15 protein-coding genes, 1 tRNA gene and 3 pseudogenes are annotated in these 16,655 nt (G+C 71.4%); 12 read left to right on the top strand and 7 right to left on the bottom strand.

All coding sequences use genetic code 11. The features are described 5' to 3' along the window. Positions 1-381 precede the first annotated feature (381 nt). Entirely contained in the window at positions 382-750 is a 369-nt protein-coding gene (locus C1J00_RS21650; protein ID WP_102910732.1) for a hypothetical protein, read from the bottom strand. A 120-nt stretch (positions 751-870) separates the two neighbouring features. On the opposite strand from C1J00_RS21650, the gene C1J00_RS21655 reads away from it, so the two are divergent. The 9 genes and pseudogenes from C1J00_RS21655 to C1J00_RS21695 all read left to right on the top strand — a co-directional run bounded on the left by C1J00_RS21655 (position 871) and on the right by C1J00_RS21695 (position 10,365). Further along, a complete protein-coding gene (locus tag C1J00_RS21655; RefSeq protein WP_102910733.1) occupies positions 871-1,839 on the top strand; it encodes a complex I subunit 1/NuoH family protein in 969 nt (322 codons plus the stop codon). A gap of 2 nt (positions 1,840-1,841) precedes the next feature. Then, positions 1,842-2,468, top strand: a pseudogene (locus C1J00_RS21660) (NuoI/complex I 23 kDa subunit family protein); the annotation flags it as partial. A 260-nt stretch (positions 2,469-2,728) separates the two neighbouring features. After that, complete coding sequence (locus tag C1J00_RS21665) at positions 2,729-3,367, top strand: NADH-quinone oxidoreductase subunit J family protein (protein WP_102910734.1); 639 nt, start codon at positions 2,729-2,731, stop codon at positions 3,365-3,367. Further along, entirely contained in the window at positions 3,367-3,765 is a 399-nt protein-coding gene (gene nuoK, locus C1J00_RS21670) for an NADH-quinone oxidoreductase subunit NuoK (RefSeq protein WP_102910735.1), read from the top strand. The genes C1J00_RS21665 and nuoK overlap by 1 nt, the downstream gene beginning before the upstream one ends. Next, a complete protein-coding gene (locus C1J00_RS21675; RefSeq protein ID WP_102910736.1) occupies positions 3,762-5,756 on the top strand; it encodes an NADH-quinone oxidoreductase subunit 5 family protein in 1,995 nt (664 codons plus the stop codon). Before nuoK ends, C1J00_RS21675 begins: the two co-directional genes overlap by 4 nt. Positions 5,757-5,762: 6 nt before the next feature. Further along, positions 5,763-7,337: a complex I subunit 4 family protein gene (locus tag C1J00_RS21680; RefSeq protein WP_102910737.1), complete on the top strand. Its 1,575-nt coding sequence runs from the start codon at positions 5,763-5,765 to the stop codon at positions 7,335-7,337. After that, positions 7,334-8,857, top strand: a complete 1,524-nt coding sequence (locus C1J00_RS21685; RefSeq protein WP_102910738.1) for an NADH-quinone oxidoreductase subunit N — start codon at positions 7,334-7,336, stop codon at positions 8,855-8,857. Before C1J00_RS21680 ends, C1J00_RS21685 begins: the two co-directional genes overlap by 4 nt. A gap of 255 nt (positions 8,858-9,112) precedes the next feature. Next, the gene (gene htpX, locus C1J00_RS21690) at positions 9,113-9,976 is read left to right on the top strand and encodes a zinc metalloprotease HtpX (protein WP_102910739.1); all 864 of its coding nucleotides are present in this window, start codon (positions 9,113-9,115) and stop codon (positions 9,974-9,976) included. Continuing rightward, positions 9,973-10,365 (top strand): YccF domain-containing protein, encoded by a 393-nt coding sequence (locus C1J00_RS21695; RefSeq protein ID WP_031141233.1) that lies wholly within the window; start codon positions 9,973-9,975, stop codon positions 10,363-10,365. The genes htpX and C1J00_RS21695 overlap by 4 nt, the downstream gene beginning before the upstream one ends. A gap of 111 nt (positions 10,366-10,476) precedes the next feature. Here C1J00_RS21695 and C1J00_RS48315 read toward each other — a convergent pair. Both C1J00_RS48315 and C1J00_RS21700 read right to left on the bottom strand, forming a co-directional pair. Next, positions 10,477-10,594, bottom strand: a pseudogene (locus C1J00_RS48315) (YxiG-like protein); the annotation flags it as partial. A gap of 32 nt (positions 10,595-10,626) precedes the next feature. Continuing rightward, positions 10,627-11,883 (bottom strand): APC family permease, encoded by a 1,257-nt coding sequence (locus tag C1J00_RS21700; RefSeq protein WP_102910740.1) that lies wholly within the window; start codon positions 11,881-11,883, stop codon positions 10,627-10,629. A gap of 192 nt (positions 11,884-12,075) precedes the next feature. On the opposite strand from C1J00_RS21700, the gene C1J00_RS21705 reads away from it, so the two are divergent. Next, entirely contained in the window at positions 12,076-12,342 is a 267-nt protein-coding gene (locus C1J00_RS21705; protein ID WP_102910741.1) for a GlsB/YeaQ/YmgE family stress response membrane protein, read from the top strand. Between the two features lie 240 nt (positions 12,343-12,582). Here C1J00_RS21705 and C1J00_RS21710 read toward each other — a convergent pair whose 3' ends face one another. Next, positions 12,583-13,071 carry a YajQ family cyclic di-GMP-binding protein gene (locus C1J00_RS21710; RefSeq protein ID WP_102910742.1) on the bottom strand — a complete coding sequence of 163 codons (489 nt, stop codon included), beginning with the start codon at positions 13,069-13,071 and terminating at the stop codon, positions 12,583-12,585. Between the two features lie 219 nt (positions 13,072-13,290). On the opposite strand from C1J00_RS21710, the gene C1J00_RS21715 reads away from it, so the two are divergent. After that, positions 13,291-13,372: transfer RNA gene (locus C1J00_RS21715), tRNA-Tyr, on the top strand. A gap of 449 nt (positions 13,373-13,821) precedes the next feature. Here C1J00_RS21715 and C1J00_RS48565 read toward each other — a convergent pair. Continuing rightward, a pseudogene (locus tag C1J00_RS48565) lies at positions 13,822-13,929 on the bottom strand (peptidase associated/transthyretin-like domain-containing protein); the annotation flags it as partial. Between the two features lie 148 nt (positions 13,930-14,077). Here C1J00_RS48565 and C1J00_RS21720 point away from each other — a divergent pair. After that, complete coding sequence (locus C1J00_RS21720) at positions 14,078-14,290, top strand: hypothetical protein (protein WP_102910743.1); 213 nt, start codon at positions 14,078-14,080, stop codon at positions 14,288-14,290. 28 nt (positions 14,291-14,318) lie between these two features. On the opposite strand, the gene C1J00_RS21725 is transcribed toward C1J00_RS21720, so the two are convergent. Together C1J00_RS21725 and C1J00_RS21730 are read right to left on the bottom strand one after the other, a co-directional pair. Then, the gene (locus C1J00_RS21725; protein WP_102910744.1) at positions 14,319-14,975 is read right to left on the bottom strand and encodes an NAD(P)H-binding protein; all 657 of its coding nucleotides are present in this window, start codon (positions 14,973-14,975) and stop codon (positions 14,319-14,321) included. A 238-nt stretch (positions 14,976-15,213) separates the two neighbouring features. Beyond that, a complete protein-coding gene (locus C1J00_RS21730) occupies positions 15,214-16,473 on the bottom strand; it encodes an amidohydrolase family protein (protein ID WP_102910745.1) in 1,260 nt (419 codons plus the stop codon). Positions 16,474-16,655: the final 182 nt, after the last annotated feature.

Genomic DNA, 16,655 nt, shown 5'->3' on the forward strand with positions numbered 1-16,655 from the left:
CAGGTACCGGGCGTTCTCCCGCGGCGCGGCACGCCCCGCGGGAGAACGCCCGGTACGACGGACCCGCTCGGCATCGAGTGGCTCGGCGAGCCAGTCAGCTGCTGGGTCGGGGGCTTCGGCTGTTGGTTCGGGGAGTTCGGCTGCCGGAGGGGAGGCTCCAGTCGCTGGTGCGGAGGCTCGGGCTGCGGCGCGCCGTTCGCGTTCGGCGGCGGAGGGTTCGGCGAGTCAGTCCGCGCCCGGCGAACCGACCGCTCCGGCCCCGACGGGACCGCGGCGCAACCGCTCGGTGTCGCAGGGTTCGGCAGCGCAGGACTCGGTGTCGCAGGATTCGGCAGCGCAGGGCTCGGCACCGCAGGGCTCGGCACCGCAGAGGCCGGCGAGTCAGCAGCGCAGCGACCAGGCGTCCCCGACGGCGGGCTCCGAGCCGGTGGCGGCCGGCTCCGAGTCCGAGGCGCCGGGCTCCGAGCCCCACACGCCCGGGGCACCGGCTGCGTCGGAGGGATCGCGCCGGGCGCGCAGCGCATCGGAGGGCAGCACGAGCCAGCGGGCCGGGTCCGACCGCGGCGACAGCCGGCCGGGCAGGGCTCCGACCACTCCCCGCAGCTCGGACGCCCCCTGGCACCACGCCCGTCCGGCCTTCGACGAGCCGGCTCCCCAACCGTCGCCGGAGGCAGCGCCGTTGCCGGATCCAGAACCGTCGAGCGGGTCACAGACCTCCGAGCCCGCGGACGACCCGGAGTCCTCTGACAACTCAAAGTCCTCGGACAATCCGGAGCCCTTGGACAGCCCGGAGACTGCCCCGGACGCTCCCGACAGCCGGGACACCTCCGACAGCCCGGACACCCCCGAGGACCCCGCAGGAGGCCCGCGGTGAACGACGTGCTCGACGTCGCTCTGCGACTCCTCATCGTCTTCGTCGTCTTCCTCACCTTCCCCCTGGTCATCGGCCAGACCGAGCACAAGGTGATGGCCCACATGCAGGGCCGCCTCGGCCCCATGTACGCGGGCGGCTTCCACGGCTGGGCCCAGCTGATCGCCGACGGTGTGAAGTTCGCGCAGAAGGAGGACGTCGTCCCCGCGGGCGCCGACCGCCGCATCTTCCAACTGGCACCGGCCGTCGCCCTCCTGCCCTACCTCCTCGTCCTGCTCGCCATCCCCATCGGCCCCGGCGAGGGCGCCGTCGGCCAGGTCATCGACGCGGGTGTCTTCTTCGTCCTGGCCGTCATGGGCGTCGGCGTCCTCGGCTCGCTCATGGCCGGGTGGGCGTCCGCGAACAAGTTCTCCCTGCTCGGAGGCCTGCGCACCGCCGCCCAGCTCCTCGCCTACGAACTCCCGATGCTGCTGACGGCGGCCTCCGTGGCGATGGCGGCCGGTACCGTCTCCCTCCCCGGCATCCTCGACGCCTTCGAGTGGTGGTGGCTGCCCTGGCAGATCGTCGGCGCGATCGTCTTCTTCGTGGCCGGCCTCGCCGAACTCCAGCGCCCGCCCTTCGACATGCCCGTCGCCGACTCGGAGATCATCTTCGGTGCCTACACCGAGTACACCGGCCTCCGTTTCGCTCTCTTCCTCCTCGCCGAGTACGCCGGAATCGTCGTCCTGTGCGGCCTGACCACCGTGCTCTTCCTGGGCGGCTGGCACGGCCCCTGGGGCGCCGACGGCCTCGGCTGGGTCTGGACCCTGCTGAAGACCGCCATCCTCGCCTTCGTCGTCATCTGGCTGCGCGTCACCTATCCCCGCCTGCGCGAGGACCAGCTCCAGAAGCTCTCCTGGACCCTCCTCGTCCCCCTCTCCCTCGCCCAGATCGCCCTCACCGGCGTCGTCAAGGTGGTGATCCGGTAACCATGGCCCCCATCCCCGGCTCTGGGCTCGCCAAAGGCCTGGCCGTCACCCTCCGCACGATGACGAAGAAGTCCGTCACCGCGCAGTACCCGGACGCCCAGCCCGACCTCCCGCCCCGCACCCGCGGTGTGATCGGCCTGTTCGAGGAGAACTGCACGGTCTGCATGCTGTGCGCCCGTGAGTGCCCGGACTGGTGCATCTACATCGACTCCCACAAGGAGACGGTCCCGCCGGCGGCCCCCGGCGGCCGCGAGCGCAGCCGCAACGTCCTCGACCGCTTCGCCATCGACTTCTCCCTGTGCATGTACTGCGGTATCTGCATCGAGGTCTGTCCCTTCGACGCGCTGTTCTGGTCACCCGAGTTCGAGTACGCCGAGACCGACATCCGCGAGCTCACCCATGAGCGCGACAAGCTCCGCGAATGGATGTGGACCGTCCCGGCCCCGCCTGCCCTCGACCCCGGCGCGGAGGAACCCAAGGAACTGGCCACCGCCCGCAAGACCGCCGACAAGCTGGCCGCCCAGCAGGCCCCGCCGGCCACCGAACCGCACGCCGACGAGCAGGCCCGCGCCGCCGAACAGCCCACCCGTCCCCAGGGCGACTCCAAGCAGCAGACCGACCAGCCGAAGCCGGCCGAGCCGAAGCCGAGGCTGGGCGAGTCGAGCCCGGACCAGTCGAGCCCGGACGAGCCGAGGCGGGGCGAGTCCAGCCCGGACGAGCCGAGCCCGGACCAGTCGAGGCGGGAACAGCCGAGCCCGGACGAGCCGAGCCAGGGCGAGTCCAGCCCGGACCAGTCGAGGCGGGGCCAGTCGAACCCGGACGAGCCCAGCCCGGGCCAGCCCAGCCCGCCGAGCCCCGACCAGCCGGCCCCGGGGCAGGAGGGACAGGGATGACCCTCGCCGCAACCGCCGCCCACCTCGCCACCGGCCCGGCCACCGGCGCCGCCGCCGGACCCCACGGCTTCCTCTCCCCGACCGGCGTCGAGATCGCCTTCCTCCTCGTCGGCCTGGTCACCTTCGGCGCCGCGCTGGTCACCGTCACCACCCGGCAACTGGTGCACGCCGCCCTGTGGCTGGTGGTCACCCTCGGCGGCCTCGCCGTCGAGTACCTCCTGCTCACCGCCGAGTTCATCGCCTGGGTGCAGGTCCTGATCTATGTCGGGTCCGTCGTCGTCCTCCTCCTGTTCGGACTGATGCTCACCAGAGCCCCCATCGGCCGCTCCCCGGACGCCGACTCGGGCAACCGCTGGGCCGCCCTCACTGTGGCCGTCGCCGCCGCGGCCGCCCTGGTCTGGGTCGTCGTGGACGCCTTCCGCACCACCTGGATCGACCTGGACGGCCCCGCCGCCGGCTCCACCGAGGCCACCGGCGCGAGCCTCTTCCAGAACTGGGTCCTCCCCTTCGAGGCCCTCTCCGTACTCCTCCTCGCCGCCCTGGTCGGCGCGATCGTCCTGTCCCGCAAGGCGAAGGCCGACACGGCCACCCCGGCCGGCCAGGACACCGGGCGCGACACGGAAGGGGCCCGCTGATGCACCTCGCCTATCCCGCCGTGCTCTCCGCCCTCCTCTTCTGCACGGGCCTGTACGGCGTCCTCGCCCGCCGCAACGCGATCCTGGTCCTGATGTCGGTCGAGCTGATGCTCAACGCCGTCAACCTCAACCTGGTCGCCTTCGACGTCTGGCTCAGCAGGACCGCCGAGGAGACCCTGCACTCCGGACAGGCCCTGACCCTGTTCACCATCGCCATCGCCGCCGCCGAGATCGGCATCGGCCTGGCGATCGTCCTCGCCGTCCACCGCAACCGCGGCACCGCGGACATCGACAAACTCCGCGACACCTCCGAACGGCACGACCCCGACGGCACCGACCACGACGCCCGCACGGCCGAGCAGTCCGACGAGGCCCAGAAGGCTGAGGCCACCGCGTGACCACGACCACCCTCGCCGTCCTCGTCCCCCTCCTTCCGTTCCTCGGCGCCGTCGCCGGGCTGCTCCTGGGCCGCACGGCACCCGGCTTCGTCCGCCCGCTCGCCGTCCTGCCGACACTCACCTCCCTCGTCATCGCCGCGCTCGTCGCCGTGCGTCAGAGCGGTGACGCGGCCGTCAACGCGGCCACGGAACTCACCCCCACCGGCTCGGTCCCGATCGAGCTCGCCCTGCACATCGACGGCTTCGCCGCCCTCGTCGCCATCCTCGTCGGCCTGGTCGCCTCCTGCGTGCAGATCTACTCGACGGGCTACCTGCGCGACGACCCGCGCTACCCGTCCTACGCCGCCCTGGTCTCCCTGTTCACCTCGGCGATGTTCCTGGTCGTCTACTCCGGCGACCTGATCGTCCTGCTGGTCGGCTGGGAAGTCATGGGCATCTGCTCCTACTTCCTCGTCGGCCACTACTGGGAGACCCCTCAGGCCCGCGCCGCCTCCCTCAAGGCCTTCCTGGTCACCAAGCTCGGCGACGTCCCCTTCCTCATCGGCCTGTTCGCCCTGGCCACCGACGCCGGCTCGTTCCGCATCACCCGGGTCCTGGGCGCCGTCGCGAGCGGGTCGCTCGACCACCCGACCCTGATCGCCCTGCTCCTCCTCGCGGGCGTGGCGGGCAAATCGGCGCAGTTCCCGTTGCACACGTGGCTCCCCGACGCGATGGCGGGCCCGACCCCCGTCTCAGCGCTGATCCACGCCGCGACGATGGTCGCCGCCGGTGTCTACTTCATCGCCCGTCTCCTCCCGGTCTTCGAGGCCTCCCAGGCCGCGATGGTCGTCCTCGCCGTCATGGCCGCCGTCACGATGGCCGGTTCGGCGCTCGCCGCGCTCGCCCAGGACGACATCAAGCGCGTCCTCGCCTACTCGACGATCGGCCAGCTCGGCTACATGACCGGCGCCCTCGCCGTCGGCGACCGCGGTGCCGCCGTGTTCCACCTCCTGTCCCACGGCGCCTTCAAGGCGCTGCTGTTCCTCGCCGCGGGCGTGATCATCCACGCCACGGGCACCAACTCGCTCGCCGCCATGTCCCGCATGCGGAACCTGCGCGACCGCGTCCCCGACGCCTACTGGACGATGACCGTGGCATTGCTCGCGCTCGCCGCGATCCCGCCGTTCAGCGGCTTCTTCTCCAAGGAGGCCGTCCTCGGCGTCGCCGAGCACGTCATCACCGGCCACACCGAGCACGCCCCCGCCGCGGCCGGCTGGATCGTCCTCATCGCCGGCCTGCTCACGGCCGTGCTCACCGCCGCCTACGCGACGCGCCTGTGGCTGCTGACCTTCCGGGGCCGGGGCACCGAAGCCCCCGACCACGGCAGGCAGCCGCTGACCATGACCGTCGTGCTGTGGGTGCTGGCCGTGCCGTCCCTGGCCTTCGGCGGGTTCGCGTTCCGCCTGCTGCCCGACTGGTTCGACGGCCGCGACCTCAGCCCCACCCTGACCACCTCCGTGCTCGGCACGGGCGTGGCCCTGGTCGGCGGCATCGTCACCTACGCCGCCTGGCGGCACACCACCGCGCTCACCGCCCGCGTCCCGCTCGGCGCTGTCTCGGCCCACCCCGAGGGCGACGCCGCTCAGGTCGAGGCCGAGGCCATCGCCAGCCACGAGCCCGCCTACGGCGACATCGCCCACGCGCCGGACCCCGCCGACCCCGGACGGCTGCTGCTCGGCCCCCTGCACCGGCACGCGGCCGCGGGCTTCCACCTGGACGCCGTGTACACGACCCTGTTCGTCCGCCCGGTACAGGCCGGAGCGAGCCTCGTCCGGTTCCTCGACCGGGAGGTCGTCGAGACCTACGTACGCGGTGCGGGTGCGCTGCCCCGCTGGCTGGGCGCCGCCGTACGGCGCGCACAGACCGGCAACGTCCAGACCTATGTGAGCGCGCTGCTCGCCGGCACCGTCGTCCTCGTGGTCGCCGTCGTCCTCGTCGCCACGGGAGCGTGAGCAGGCGTGATCGATATCAACGAGTCCGTGATGCAGTTCCTTCTGGCGTTCATCGTCGTCGGCCCGCTCCTCGGCGCCGCCGCGGCTCTCCTGCCCGCCCCGCTCGGGCTGAAGGGGAAGTCACCCGAGCAGGCCGTGCTGCGGCACGGTGTCACCGTGACCGGTGCGGTCCTCATCGCGGCGATCGTCCTCGCGCTCGGCTTCGACCACGACCAGCCGTCGAAAATGCAGGCCAGCACGGACATCAGCTGGATCCCCGCACTCGACGTACGCATCCACCTCGGCATCGACGGCATCTCCCTCCCCCTTCTGGTCCTGACCGCGCTGCTGACCTTCCTCTGCGCGCTCTACTCGTACTTCAAAATGCCCGCGGGGCCGACCCCGAAGGCCTTCGTCGCCCTGCTGTTCGTCCTCGAGTCCGGCACCCTCGCGACCTTCGCCGTCCTCGACCTGCTGCTGTTCTTCCTGGCCTTCGAGATGGTCCTCATCCCGATGTACTTCCTCATCGCCCGCTGGGGCGGCGAGGGCCGGAGCCAGGCAGCCTGGCGGTTCATCCTCTACACGCTGCTCGGCTCCGTCGTCATGCTGCTCGGCCTACTCCTGATCGGGATCAAGGCGGGCACGTTCGACATGATGGCACTCGCCACTGACAACGGCCGGTCGCTGACCGCATCCGTGCAGGTCATCGCCGTTCTGGCGATCGGGATCGGGCTCGCGGTGAAGACGCCGATGTGGCCGCTGCACAGCTGGCTGCCGGACGCCCACACCTCAGCGCCCACCGTCGGCTCGGTCCTCCTGGCCGGCGTCCTGCTGAAGATGGGTACGTACGGGTTCGTCCGGATCCTGCTGCCCATCGCGCCGGACGGGTTCCGCACCTTCGCGCCCTATCTCGCCGCCCTCGCCGTCGTGGGCATCATCTACGGATCCCTGGCCTGCCTGGCCCTCGCCAAACAGGGCGCGAAGGGCGACCTCAAGCGCCTCATCGCGTACTCCTCCGTCGGCCACATGGGCTTCGTGCTGCTCGGCATCTCGACGATGACCCCGACCGGCGTGAACGGCGCCCTCTTCGCCAACATCGCCCACGGCCTCATCACCGGCCTGCTGTTCTTCCTGGTCGGCGCGCTGAAGGACCGCACGGGCACCACCGATCTCGACACCCTTGCCGAGGAGACCGGGGCCGCCCTCTACGGCAAGGCCCCGCGCCTCGGCGGCCTGCTCGCCTTCGCCGCCGTCGCCTCGCTCGGCCTGCCGGGCCTGGCCGGATTCTGGGGCGAGATGCTGGCCCTGTTCGGCGCGTTCCGACCCGCCGAGGGCCTCAACCGCGCGGCCTTCCTCACCTTCATGGCGATCGGCGCGTTCGGCACGCTGCTGACGGCCGCGTACCTGCTGATCGTGGTCCGCCGCGTCTGCATGGGCGCCCTGCCCCACGACGCACCCAGGCTCACCGACGTCCGCAGTTACGAGTTCGCGGCGTGGACACCGCTAGTCGTCCTCACCGTCGTCGCGGGCCTGTGGCCCAAGGTGCTCCTCGGCCTGAGCGACCCGGCCGTCCAGCAGCTCCTCTCAGGAGGCACCCGATGAGCTCCCCGGCCCAGCCGCTGGCCGCCTCGCTGGTCCAGTCCGTCGACTGGCTCGCGATCGCGCCGCCCACCATCGTGGCGGTCGCCGCACTCGTCGTCCTGGTCGCCGACCTGTTCCTCGCCGAGCACCGCAAGGCCGTGCTCGGCTGGACATCGGTGGCAGGCCTGGCCGTCGCCACGGTGATGCTGCTGCCCCTGCTCGACGGCGACCGCAGCACCTTCTGCCTGACCGGCGACGCCGCCGTGTGCAGCTACACGGCCGACCGCTTCACCCTGGTCATCCAGTTCCTCGTCCTGGGCGGTGCCCTGCTCGCCGCCCTCCTGTCGGTCACCGCCCTGAAGGACGCCCGCAAGGAGCTGCCAGAAGGCGAATACTGGTTCCTGCTGCTGTCCTCCGCGGCCGGAGCCGCACTCCTTCCCGCCTCCCGCGACCTCGCGACCCTGATCGTCGCCCTGGAAGTCGCCTCTCTGCCCGCCTTCGCGCTGGTCGGCCTGCGGTACGGCGACCGGAAGTCGTCCGAGGCGGCCCTCAAGTTCTTCCTGTCCTCGGTCACGGCGACCGCGGTCAGCCTCATGGGCATCAGCTTCTTGTACGCCACCACGGGCACCCTCTACCTCACCCAGGTCGCCGACCGTATCCAGAACGTCGACGGGCAGTTCCACACCCTCGCCCAGACCGGCGTCGTCCTCACTCTCGTCGGCTTCGCCTTCAAGACGGCCGCCGTGCCCTTCCATTTCTGGGTGCCCGACACCTACGTGGGGGCGCCCCTGCCGATCGCGGCGTACCTGTCGGTCATCGGCAAGGCGGTCGGCTTCAGCGGCCTGATCCTGATCACGGTCGTGGCCCTCCCGTCCTACGCCGACGTCTGGGGCCCGGCCCTGGCAGCCCTGGCCGCACTGACCATGACCGTGGGCAACGTCGGAGCCCTGCGCCAGCAGGCCACGCGCGCGTACAGCGCCGTACGCCTGCTCGCCTGGTCCTCCGTCGGCCAGGCCGGCTACCTCCTGGTCCCGATCGCCGCCGCCGCGTACTCCGGGGACGCCGAGAAGTCGATCGGCTCCACCGTCGCCTACGCCCTGATGTACGGCGCCGTGAACCTCGGGGCCTTCGCCGTGGCCGCCCTCGTCGGCAGGACGAAGTCCCTCAACCGCGTCGACGACTACCGCGGCCTGTACGCCTCCAGCCCCCTGTCCGCGCTGCTCCTGGCGTTCTTCCTGCTCTGCCTCGCCGGGCTGCCGCCGGGCATCATCGGCCTCTTCGCCAAGGTCACCGTCTTCTCGGCGGCCGTCGACGCCGGCCTCGGCTGGCTGACCGTGGTCATGGCCGTCAACGTCGTCATCGCGCTGTTCTACTACCTCCAGTGGACGGCCCTGCTCTTCCGCGCCCCCGAGGGCGAGCCCGAGAAGCACCGCGTCCCCGGCCCGGTCACCGCCGCGATCGCCCTGACCGGCGTCCTCGGCATCGCCCTGTCCGGCGCACCCCAGCTCGTCCTGCGCTTCACCGACACCGGGCTCTTCTGAACCAACCCGGCTTCCCGGGAAACCGGCCGCTTACACCGCGCGCGCGTGGGGCACTCGCCCCCACGCGCGCGTGCCGCGTCCCGCTGCCGTCACCCACACGGTCCACACCCGCCGCCGCGCGCACCAGGGAACTTGAGCCTCCCGCCTGGCGTTGACCAGTACGGGAGGGTCCACTGGACGTGAGGACACGGCACCAGCGGCACCGCAGACACAGCAAGCAAGGGTCCCCCTGCCGCACCACTTGGAGGGCGCACCGTGCACCGCCGGCACAACGGGCTCAGGACAGCGATCCTCCTGGGAGGACTGTCCGCACTCATCATCGTCATCGGCAGCTTCTTCGGCCGCATGGGGCTCGTCATCGCCGTCGTGGTAGCGCTGGCCACCAACGCGTACGCGTACTGGAACAGCGACAAACTGGCACTGCGCGCGATGCGTGCCCGCCCGGTGAGCGAGTTCGAGGCGCCGGCGCTCTACCGCATGGTCCGCGACCTCTCCACCCAGGCCCGCCAGCCCATGCCGCGCCTGTACATCTCCCCGACGGAGGCACCCAACGCCTTCGCCACGGGGCGCAACCCACGCAACGCCGCCGTGTGCTGCACCGACGGCATCCTTCGCCTGCTGGACGAACGCGAGCTGCGCGGCGTCATCGGACACGAACTCAGCCACGTCTACAACCGCGACATCCTCATCTCGTCGGTCGCGGGAGCCCTCGCCTCCGTCATCATGTTCCTGGTCAACTTCGCCTGGCTGATCCCCATCGGGCGCTCGGACGACGATGACGGCCCCGGGCTGCTCGGCATGCTGCTGATCATGATCCTGGGCCCGCTCGCCGCCTCGCTCATCCAACTGGCCGTCAGCCGCTCCCGCGAGTACCAGGCGGACGCCTCCGGCGCTCAGCTCACCGGCGACCCGCTCGCCCTGGCCAGCGCCCTGCGCAAGCTCGAACTCGGCACGAAGCAACTCCCGCTGCCGCCCGAGCCGCGCATCGAGACGGCCAGTCACATGATGATCGCGAACCCGTTCCGGCCCGGCCAGGGCCTCTCGAAGATGTTCTCCACACACCCGCCGATGGCGGAACGCATCGCCCGGCTCGAGAAGATGGCAGGTGGGAATCAGTGAGGACCATACTCAACGTCATATGGCTCGTCCTGAGCGGCTTCTGGCTGTTCCTCGCCTATATGCTCGCGGGCCTGCTCCTCTGCATCACCGTCATCGGCATCCCGTTCGGCATCGCGGCCTTCCGCATCGGCGTCTACGCCCTGTGGCCCTTCGGGTACACGACGGTCGAGCGCCGTGACGCGGGCGCACCGTCCTGCGTGGGCAACGTGCTCTGGCTGGTCCTCGCGGGCTGGTGGCTCACCCTCGGCCACATCGCCACCGGCATCGCCCTGTGCGTGACGATCATCGGCATCCCGCTGGGCATCGCCAACTTCAAGCTCATCCCGGTCTCGTTGCTCCCGCTCGGCCGCGACATCGTGCGGACGGACGAGCCGTTCGCGGTGCGCTGACGCCGGGGAGCTTCCGACCTTCCCCTCGTTGTCCACAGGCCGTGGTTATCCACAGGTCCGCCCGGCTGTCGGCGGCGGCCTGCATGATGAACCCATGACCGCGTGCCGGTACGGGGATCCCGTTGCGTAGACGATGACCTCGTAGGCGCGCATGTAATCGGTGTATCCGTGGCGCACGACAGCGTGATCGAGGTTCATCCAGCAGCTGTTCAAGTACGGCAGCATCCATGCCGCCCTTCTACCGCACCCGGCGGACCGGCCCTACTTCCTGCCCGCCCTGGCCTTCACTCGCCACCGCACCGCGTACGCAACCGCCCCCACCACCAGCACCCCCGCGCCCACGACCACCGACACCCCGGGCAGCGAGAACGCCAGCACCACACACCCGACCAGCCCCACCACCGGCACCACCCGAGCCGCCGGCCTCGAAGACAGCGTCCACGCCGATGCGTTGGCCACGGCGTAGTACGCCAGCACACCGAAGGAGGAGAACCCGATCGCACCCCGCACATCCGCCGTGGCGGCCAGAACCGCGACCACAGCGCCCACTGCCAGCTCCGCCCGGTGCGGCACCTGGAACCGCGGATGCACGGCGGCCAGCACCCCCGGCAGGTGCCGGTCCCGGGCCATGGCCAGCGTCGTCCGTGACACACCCAGGATCAGCGCCAGCAGCGAGCCCATCGCGGCCACCGCCGCACCGATCCGCACCACCGGCACGAGCCAGGGCGTCCCGGCCGCCCGCACGGCGTCGGTCAGCGGAGCCGTCGCATCCCCGAGACCGCCCGACCCGAGTACCGACAGGACGGCCACCGCCACGCACACATACACCACCAGCGTGATGCCCAGCGCCAGCGGGATCGCGCGCGGAACGGTGCGCGCCGGATCCCGCACCTCCTCGCCGAGGGTGGCGATCCGGGCGTACCCGGCGAAGGCGAAGAACAGCAGACCGGCCGCCTGCAGCACGCCGTCCGCGCCACCCGAGGCCCCGATGTCCAGCCGCCCGGCATCGGCCTCACCGGAGACCAGACATACGACCACCACGGAAGCGAGGACAGCCAGGACGAGCGCCACGATCATCCGCGTCAGCCACGCGGACTTCTGGACACCGCCGTAGTTCACCGCGGTCAGCGCCACCACGGCCCCGACCGCCACCGCGTGGGCCTGCCCGGGCCAGACGTATGTGCCCACGGTGAGCGCCATCGCCGCACAGGAGGCCGTCTTCCCGACCACGAACGCCCAGCCCGCGAGATACCCCCAGAACTCTCCGAGCCGCTCCCGCCCGTACACATACGTGCCACCCGAGGCCGGATACAGGGCGGCGAGGCGAGCCGACGACATGGCGTTGCAGTACGCGACCACAGCGGCTACGGCGAGCCCGATGAGCAGCCCGGTTCCGGCCGCGTGCGCGGCCGGGGCGAGGGCGGCGAAGATCCCGGCCCCCACCATCGCGCCGAGTCCGATGACGACGGCGTCACCCACGCCGAGGGTGCGGCGCAGTCCGGGAACGGATGCGGTCATGCGTCGCACCCTACTGATCAGCGCAACCGGCGGGGGCGGCCCGGGCGTCCTCCCCACCAACACGGCGTGAACGTGCGTGACGAGGAGCCGCGCGCGGGGCGCCCGACGTACGGCGCACGGGTTCGGCCTGGCGGGAGCAAGATCACAAGGCCGGGGAAGTGCGGGCACAGCTTGAAAGGGCAGGTTCACGGCATGACGATCATCAGCTGGATCATCCTGGGACTGTTGGCCGGAGCCATCGCGAAGTTCCTGCTGCCGGGGCGTGACCCGGGCGGCCTCATCGGCACGACGCTGATCGGCGTCGCGGGCGCGTTCATCGGCGGCTGGATATCGGCCCGCTGGATGGACCACCCCATCACCAAGGACTTCTACGACGGTGCGACCTGGGCGGCGGCGATCGGCGGATCGCTCGTCCTGCTGATCGCCTACCGCCTGCTGTTCGGCAACTCGCGCAACTGACCGCCGCTCCCACCGATGGCAGTCGGCAGAGAAGACCCACGGCAGTCGCCAGAGCAGACCCAATGGCGGCCGGCGGAGAAGACCAATGCCGGCAGGCGGGCAAGACCGTTGGCGTTGGTCGGGCAAGACCGTTGGCGTTGGTCGGGCGGAACCGATGGCGTCAGGCGGGCGAGAAGGGTGGGCACCGGCGGTACCCGCCCCTCCTCGTATCCGTGAGGGCGGGAGCCCGGAGGACCGGACCTACCGGTAATTCACGAACTGGATCGCGAAGTCGAAGTCCTTGCCCTTCAGCAGGGTGATGACGGCCTGCAGATCGTCACGGCTCTTGGAACTGACCCGCAGCTCCTCGCCCTGCACCTGCGCCTTCACGCCCTTGGGGCCCTCGTCGCGGATGGTCTTCGCCACCTTCTTGGCGTTTTCCTGGGAGATCCCCTCCTTGATCGAAGAGAAGATCTTGTACTCCTTGCCGGAGAGCTGTGGCTCGCCCGCGTCCAGAGCCTTCAGCGAGATGCCCCGCTTGATCAACTTGGACTGGAAGACGTCTAGGATGGCCTTCACCCGGTCCTCGGAGTTCGCCTCCATGAGGATCTGCTCACCGGACCACGAGATCGAGGCACCCACGCCCTTGAAGTCGTAGCGCTGCGAGATCTCCTTGGCGGCCTGGTTAAGTGCGTTGTCGACCTCCTGCCGCTCGACCTTCGAGACGATGTCGAAACTGGAGTCGGCCATGTCCTGTGGCTCCTTGTATCGGGGTGCGTATCGTGCGTACCGGCGTATGCGGGCGGTCGCAGGGCCCGTTCAGGTCCCGGCCGCATCCGGACAAGCCTAGCCACCCCCGGCCCTCCGAGCGCCGATCAATCGGGTGGCGGAGCACCCCTCCACATCAGGTATTGTTTACGTCGTTGCCACGGAGCGCCGCGGAAGAGCGGCTCGCCAGGCAGCAACCCCGGCGGTGTGCCCGAGCGGCCAAAGGGAGCAGACTGTAAATCTGCCGGCTCAGCCTTCCCAGGTTCGAATCCTGGCGCCGCCACACTGGGGAAGACCCCCTCTGATCAGGTTTTTCGCCTGGCCGGAGGGGGTTTTCGTTGTCGTGTCCTCAAGGCGCCCCCAGAGGTGAGCATGATCACTCCGGCTCGCGCCCATGACGTGGTACGTACTGGCCTTCCACACGAGCCCACCTCCGCATGCACGCCAACGGCAGCTCGCCGACGGGTGGTTCCCGACGGGTGATTCCAACGTCTGCCGGAAGCCCGTCGGGGGCATGAACTCGTCAGATAGGCTGCCGCCTCTTGTAACGGCATGCTCTACGGCAACTTCACGACCGTCGTCGCCACCAGTGCGGCCGACTACGTCGACGTGCGCTGACGCCTATCTGCCGGCTCAGCTCTCGCAGGCCCCGAATTTGGCGTCCCCGCTGAGCTGCTGCGGCGGACGGCCACGTGGCCCGGGCCGCGACGAGACCCGCCAGGACTACTCAGCCCCGGTGTCCAGGTCTGAGAAGGCGTACGCCCCGTCGAGGCCGGTGCGCGTCGTGGCGACCACGTTGCCTGCCGTGTCTACCAGCGTCACCCGCGCGTCGCTCAGCGGTCACGCAGCCGAGCCCCGCGCCGTCGAGCCTCATACAGCCGAGCCTCGCGCAACCGAGGCCGTCGAAGATCGAGGGCGACAAACAGGTAGGGGCAGCACCCCGCAGGGGAGACGCTCGGCCGGTCCGCCCGCGCGGCACACTGGCCTCATGTCTTCCCGCCGCAGAGTCTGCCCCGAGTGCCGTCGCGAGATCGCCGTCGTCGCCGGGCGGTACGCGCGCCACGACCCTCCCGGCGCTCGCGAGCACGGTGAACTCACCTCATGTCCTGGCTCCCGCCGCCAGGCCCGCCCGGGCCTCGAGCAACCGTCCCTGGACGGCTACACGGTCCCGGACTTCCCCGGCCAACTGCCCCTGTTCTAGGAGGCGTCCGCGCGGTCGGCCGCGAACCTCAGTTTCCCGCCACCGACTTCACCGCCACCGAGACCGGCGCCGACCCGCTGATGAGCTCCAGAGTGAGCCCGGCCGTCGCGGAGGTGTCCACCAGCTCAGCCAGCACGGCGGCCACGTCGTCGCGCGGGACCGGGCCGCGGCCGGTGCGGGCCTCCAGGCGTACGAGGCCGGTACCCGCGTCGTCGGTAAGCTGGCCGGGGCGCAGGATCGTCCAGTCCAGGGCGTCCAGCCCGCGCACGTACGCGTCCGCCTCGCCCTTGGCGCGCAGGTAGACGTCGAAGATCTCGTCACCCTGGTGGCGCGGATCGGCGCCCATGGACGACACGACCACGAAGCGCCGTACTCCCGCCGCCACCGCCGCGTCCGCGAAGAGGACCGCCGCGGCCTTGTCCACCGTGTCCTTGCGGGTCGCCCCGCTGCCCGGGCCCGCGCCCGCCGCGAAGACCGCGGCGTCGGCGCCCCTGAGCCGCTCCGCGACCTCGTCCACAGAGGCCGACTCAAGGTCGAGCACGACCGGTTCGGCACCGGCCTGCCGCAGATCGTCCGCCTGCTCGGCCTTCCGGATGATTCCCGCCACCTCGTCTCCGCGCGCGGCGAGCAGCCGCTCCAGCCGCAACGCGATCTGACCATGACCACCAGCGATGACAATACGCATGTCTTCGACCGTACGCCTCGACAGCACCGTCCGCCGCAGCCCTCGGCACACACCGCCGCATGTTTCCGGCGCTCTACCTGACGGCTTCCGGCACCTCGCCCCAGGCCTTGCGGCGACCGGCCGGACGCCTTCCGGCACCCCGTCCCAGGCCTTCCGGCGCTCCACCGGACGCCTTCCGACACTCGCCCCAGGCCTTCCGGCGCTCCACCGGACGCCTTCCGACACCCCGCCGCATACCTCACGGCGCCTCTCCCCGCCCCTGCCGCGGCAGCCCCAGCTCCACCGAGGCCGTCGAACTGCAGTACTCCCGCACCGCGCTGGTCCGCGCCACCACACGCCCCTGGTGCACGACGATCCGGCTGTACGCCAAGGACAGCACCCCTGCGAGCCGGTCCCCGCGCACCGCGAGCAACTCGGCCGGGAAACCCGCCTCCACCCGCACCTCGGGCAGCCCCAGCACCGCCCGCGCCGACGAACTCACCGCGTCGTACGCCTCCTCGGGCGCCAGCCCGCAACGCGAGGCCAGCAGGAAGGCCGCCTCCAGCGGGTCGCCACGCCCCACCGGGTTGGACACGTCCCGCAGCGCCCCGCTGCCGGCGGCCACCCGCACTCCGGCCGCGCGCAGCAGCCGGACGGGGGCGGCCCCACGTCGGTCGACGCCGCCGCAGCCACCCTGGGGCAGGCACACCACCGCCACTCCGGCCGCCGCGAGTTGGTCGGCCGTCCGCGAGGCCACCTCTGAGGGCAGCCGGCCGAGATCGCCGCAGGGGCTGAGGGACACCCCGGGGCGCAGTCCGCCCGCCATGGCCGCGAGCCGGGCCAGCCGGGCCGGATCCCCGGCGTCCGTGTGCAGGTCGACGGGGCAGCCGTGCTCGGAGGCCATCTCCAGAACCGCCTCCACGTACCCCGCCGGGTCGGGGTCGAGGTCCGGCCGGCCACCCACCACCGAGGCGCCCATCTTCACCGCGTCCCGCAGCATGGCAAGCCCCTCCGCACCGGCCACCCCGGTCAGCACCCGGGGCATCGCCACCGTCGTCAGCTCCGCCAGCCCGCGCAGCGCGCGCCGTGCCTGCAGCACGGCCGCCAGCGCGCCCAGCCCCTGGACGTCCCCCACGCGCACGTGTGCCCGCAGCGCCGTCGCCCCGTGTCCGAGCTGGAGCAGTGCGGCCTCCGTGGCCCGGCGCTGCACGTCCTGCGGCTCGTACGAGACCGGCCCCTCGGTGTCGGCCGACAGGGCCGTGTCGGCGTGGGCGTGCGGCTCGGCGGGAGCCGGCAGCAGCAGATAGCCACTGAGGTCCACGCGTGATCCGCACGCGCGCGTGCCCCCCGCTCCCAGACTGCCGGCCGTGCCGACCGCCTCGATACGCCCGCGGCCCAGCCGTACGTCCACCCTCCGGCCGTCGGTGAGCCGCGCCCCGCACAGCAGCAGCGACGACGGATCGGCCGGACCCGGCGAGGACGACGGGGGCGGTGGTGGCTGCGGCCGGCTGTCGGGCATCGCACTCCAGGGGCTCGGGCTGGCACGGGAGGACGCATGATCACGCAGAGTGAGACGAGCCTAGGACGGCCCCCCGCCCGCGGCGGGGAGGAGCGCAATAGTCGTACCGGCGTGGTCCGCTCACGGAACGGGAGGGGGCCACGAGGCCGCCGGGAGGACGGTCGGGGCGCCCGGAGCGGGGG

It is taken from the genome of Streptomyces cahuitamycinicus, from assembly GCF_002891435.1.
Classification (GTDB): domain Bacteria; phylum Actinomycetota; class Actinomycetes; order Streptomycetales; family Streptomycetaceae; genus Streptomyces; species Streptomyces cahuitamycinicus.

Excerpts from the sequence above, each read along its gene's own strand:
- C1J00_RS21730 (WP_102910745.1), bottom strand. The coding sequence starts at position 16,473 with ATGCCCGACAGCCGGCCGCAGCCACCACCGCCCCCGTCGTCCTCGCCG.
- C1J00_RS21725 (WP_102910744.1), bottom strand. The coding sequence starts at position 14,975 with ATGCGTATTGTCATCGCTGGTGGTCATGGTCAGATCGCGTTGCGGCTG.
- C1J00_RS21710 (WP_102910742.1), bottom strand. The coding sequence starts at position 13,071 with ATGGCCGACTCCAGTTTCGACATCGTCTCGAAGGTCGAGCGGCAGGAG.
- C1J00_RS21700 (WP_102910740.1), bottom strand. The coding sequence starts at position 11,883 with ATGACCGCATCCGTTCCCGGACTGCGCCGCACCCTCGGCGTGGGTGAC.
- nuoK (WP_102910735.1), top strand. The coding sequence starts at position 3,367 with ATGCACCTCGCCTATCCCGCCGTGCTCTCCGCCCTCCTCTTCTGCACG.
- C1J00_RS21685 (WP_102910738.1), top strand. The coding sequence starts at position 7,334 with ATGAGCTCCCCGGCCCAGCCGCTGGCCGCCTCGCTGGTCCAGTCCGTC.
- C1J00_RS21720 (WP_102910743.1), top strand. The coding sequence starts at position 14,078 with ATGTCTTCCCGCCGCAGAGTCTGCCCCGAGTGCCGTCGCGAGATCGCC.
- C1J00_RS21665 (WP_102910734.1), top strand. The coding sequence starts at position 2,729 with ATGACCCTCGCCGCAACCGCCGCCCACCTCGCCACCGGCCCGGCCACC.
- C1J00_RS21705 (WP_102910741.1), top strand. The coding sequence starts at position 12,076 with ATGACGATCATCAGCTGGATCATCCTGGGACTGTTGGCCGGAGCCATC.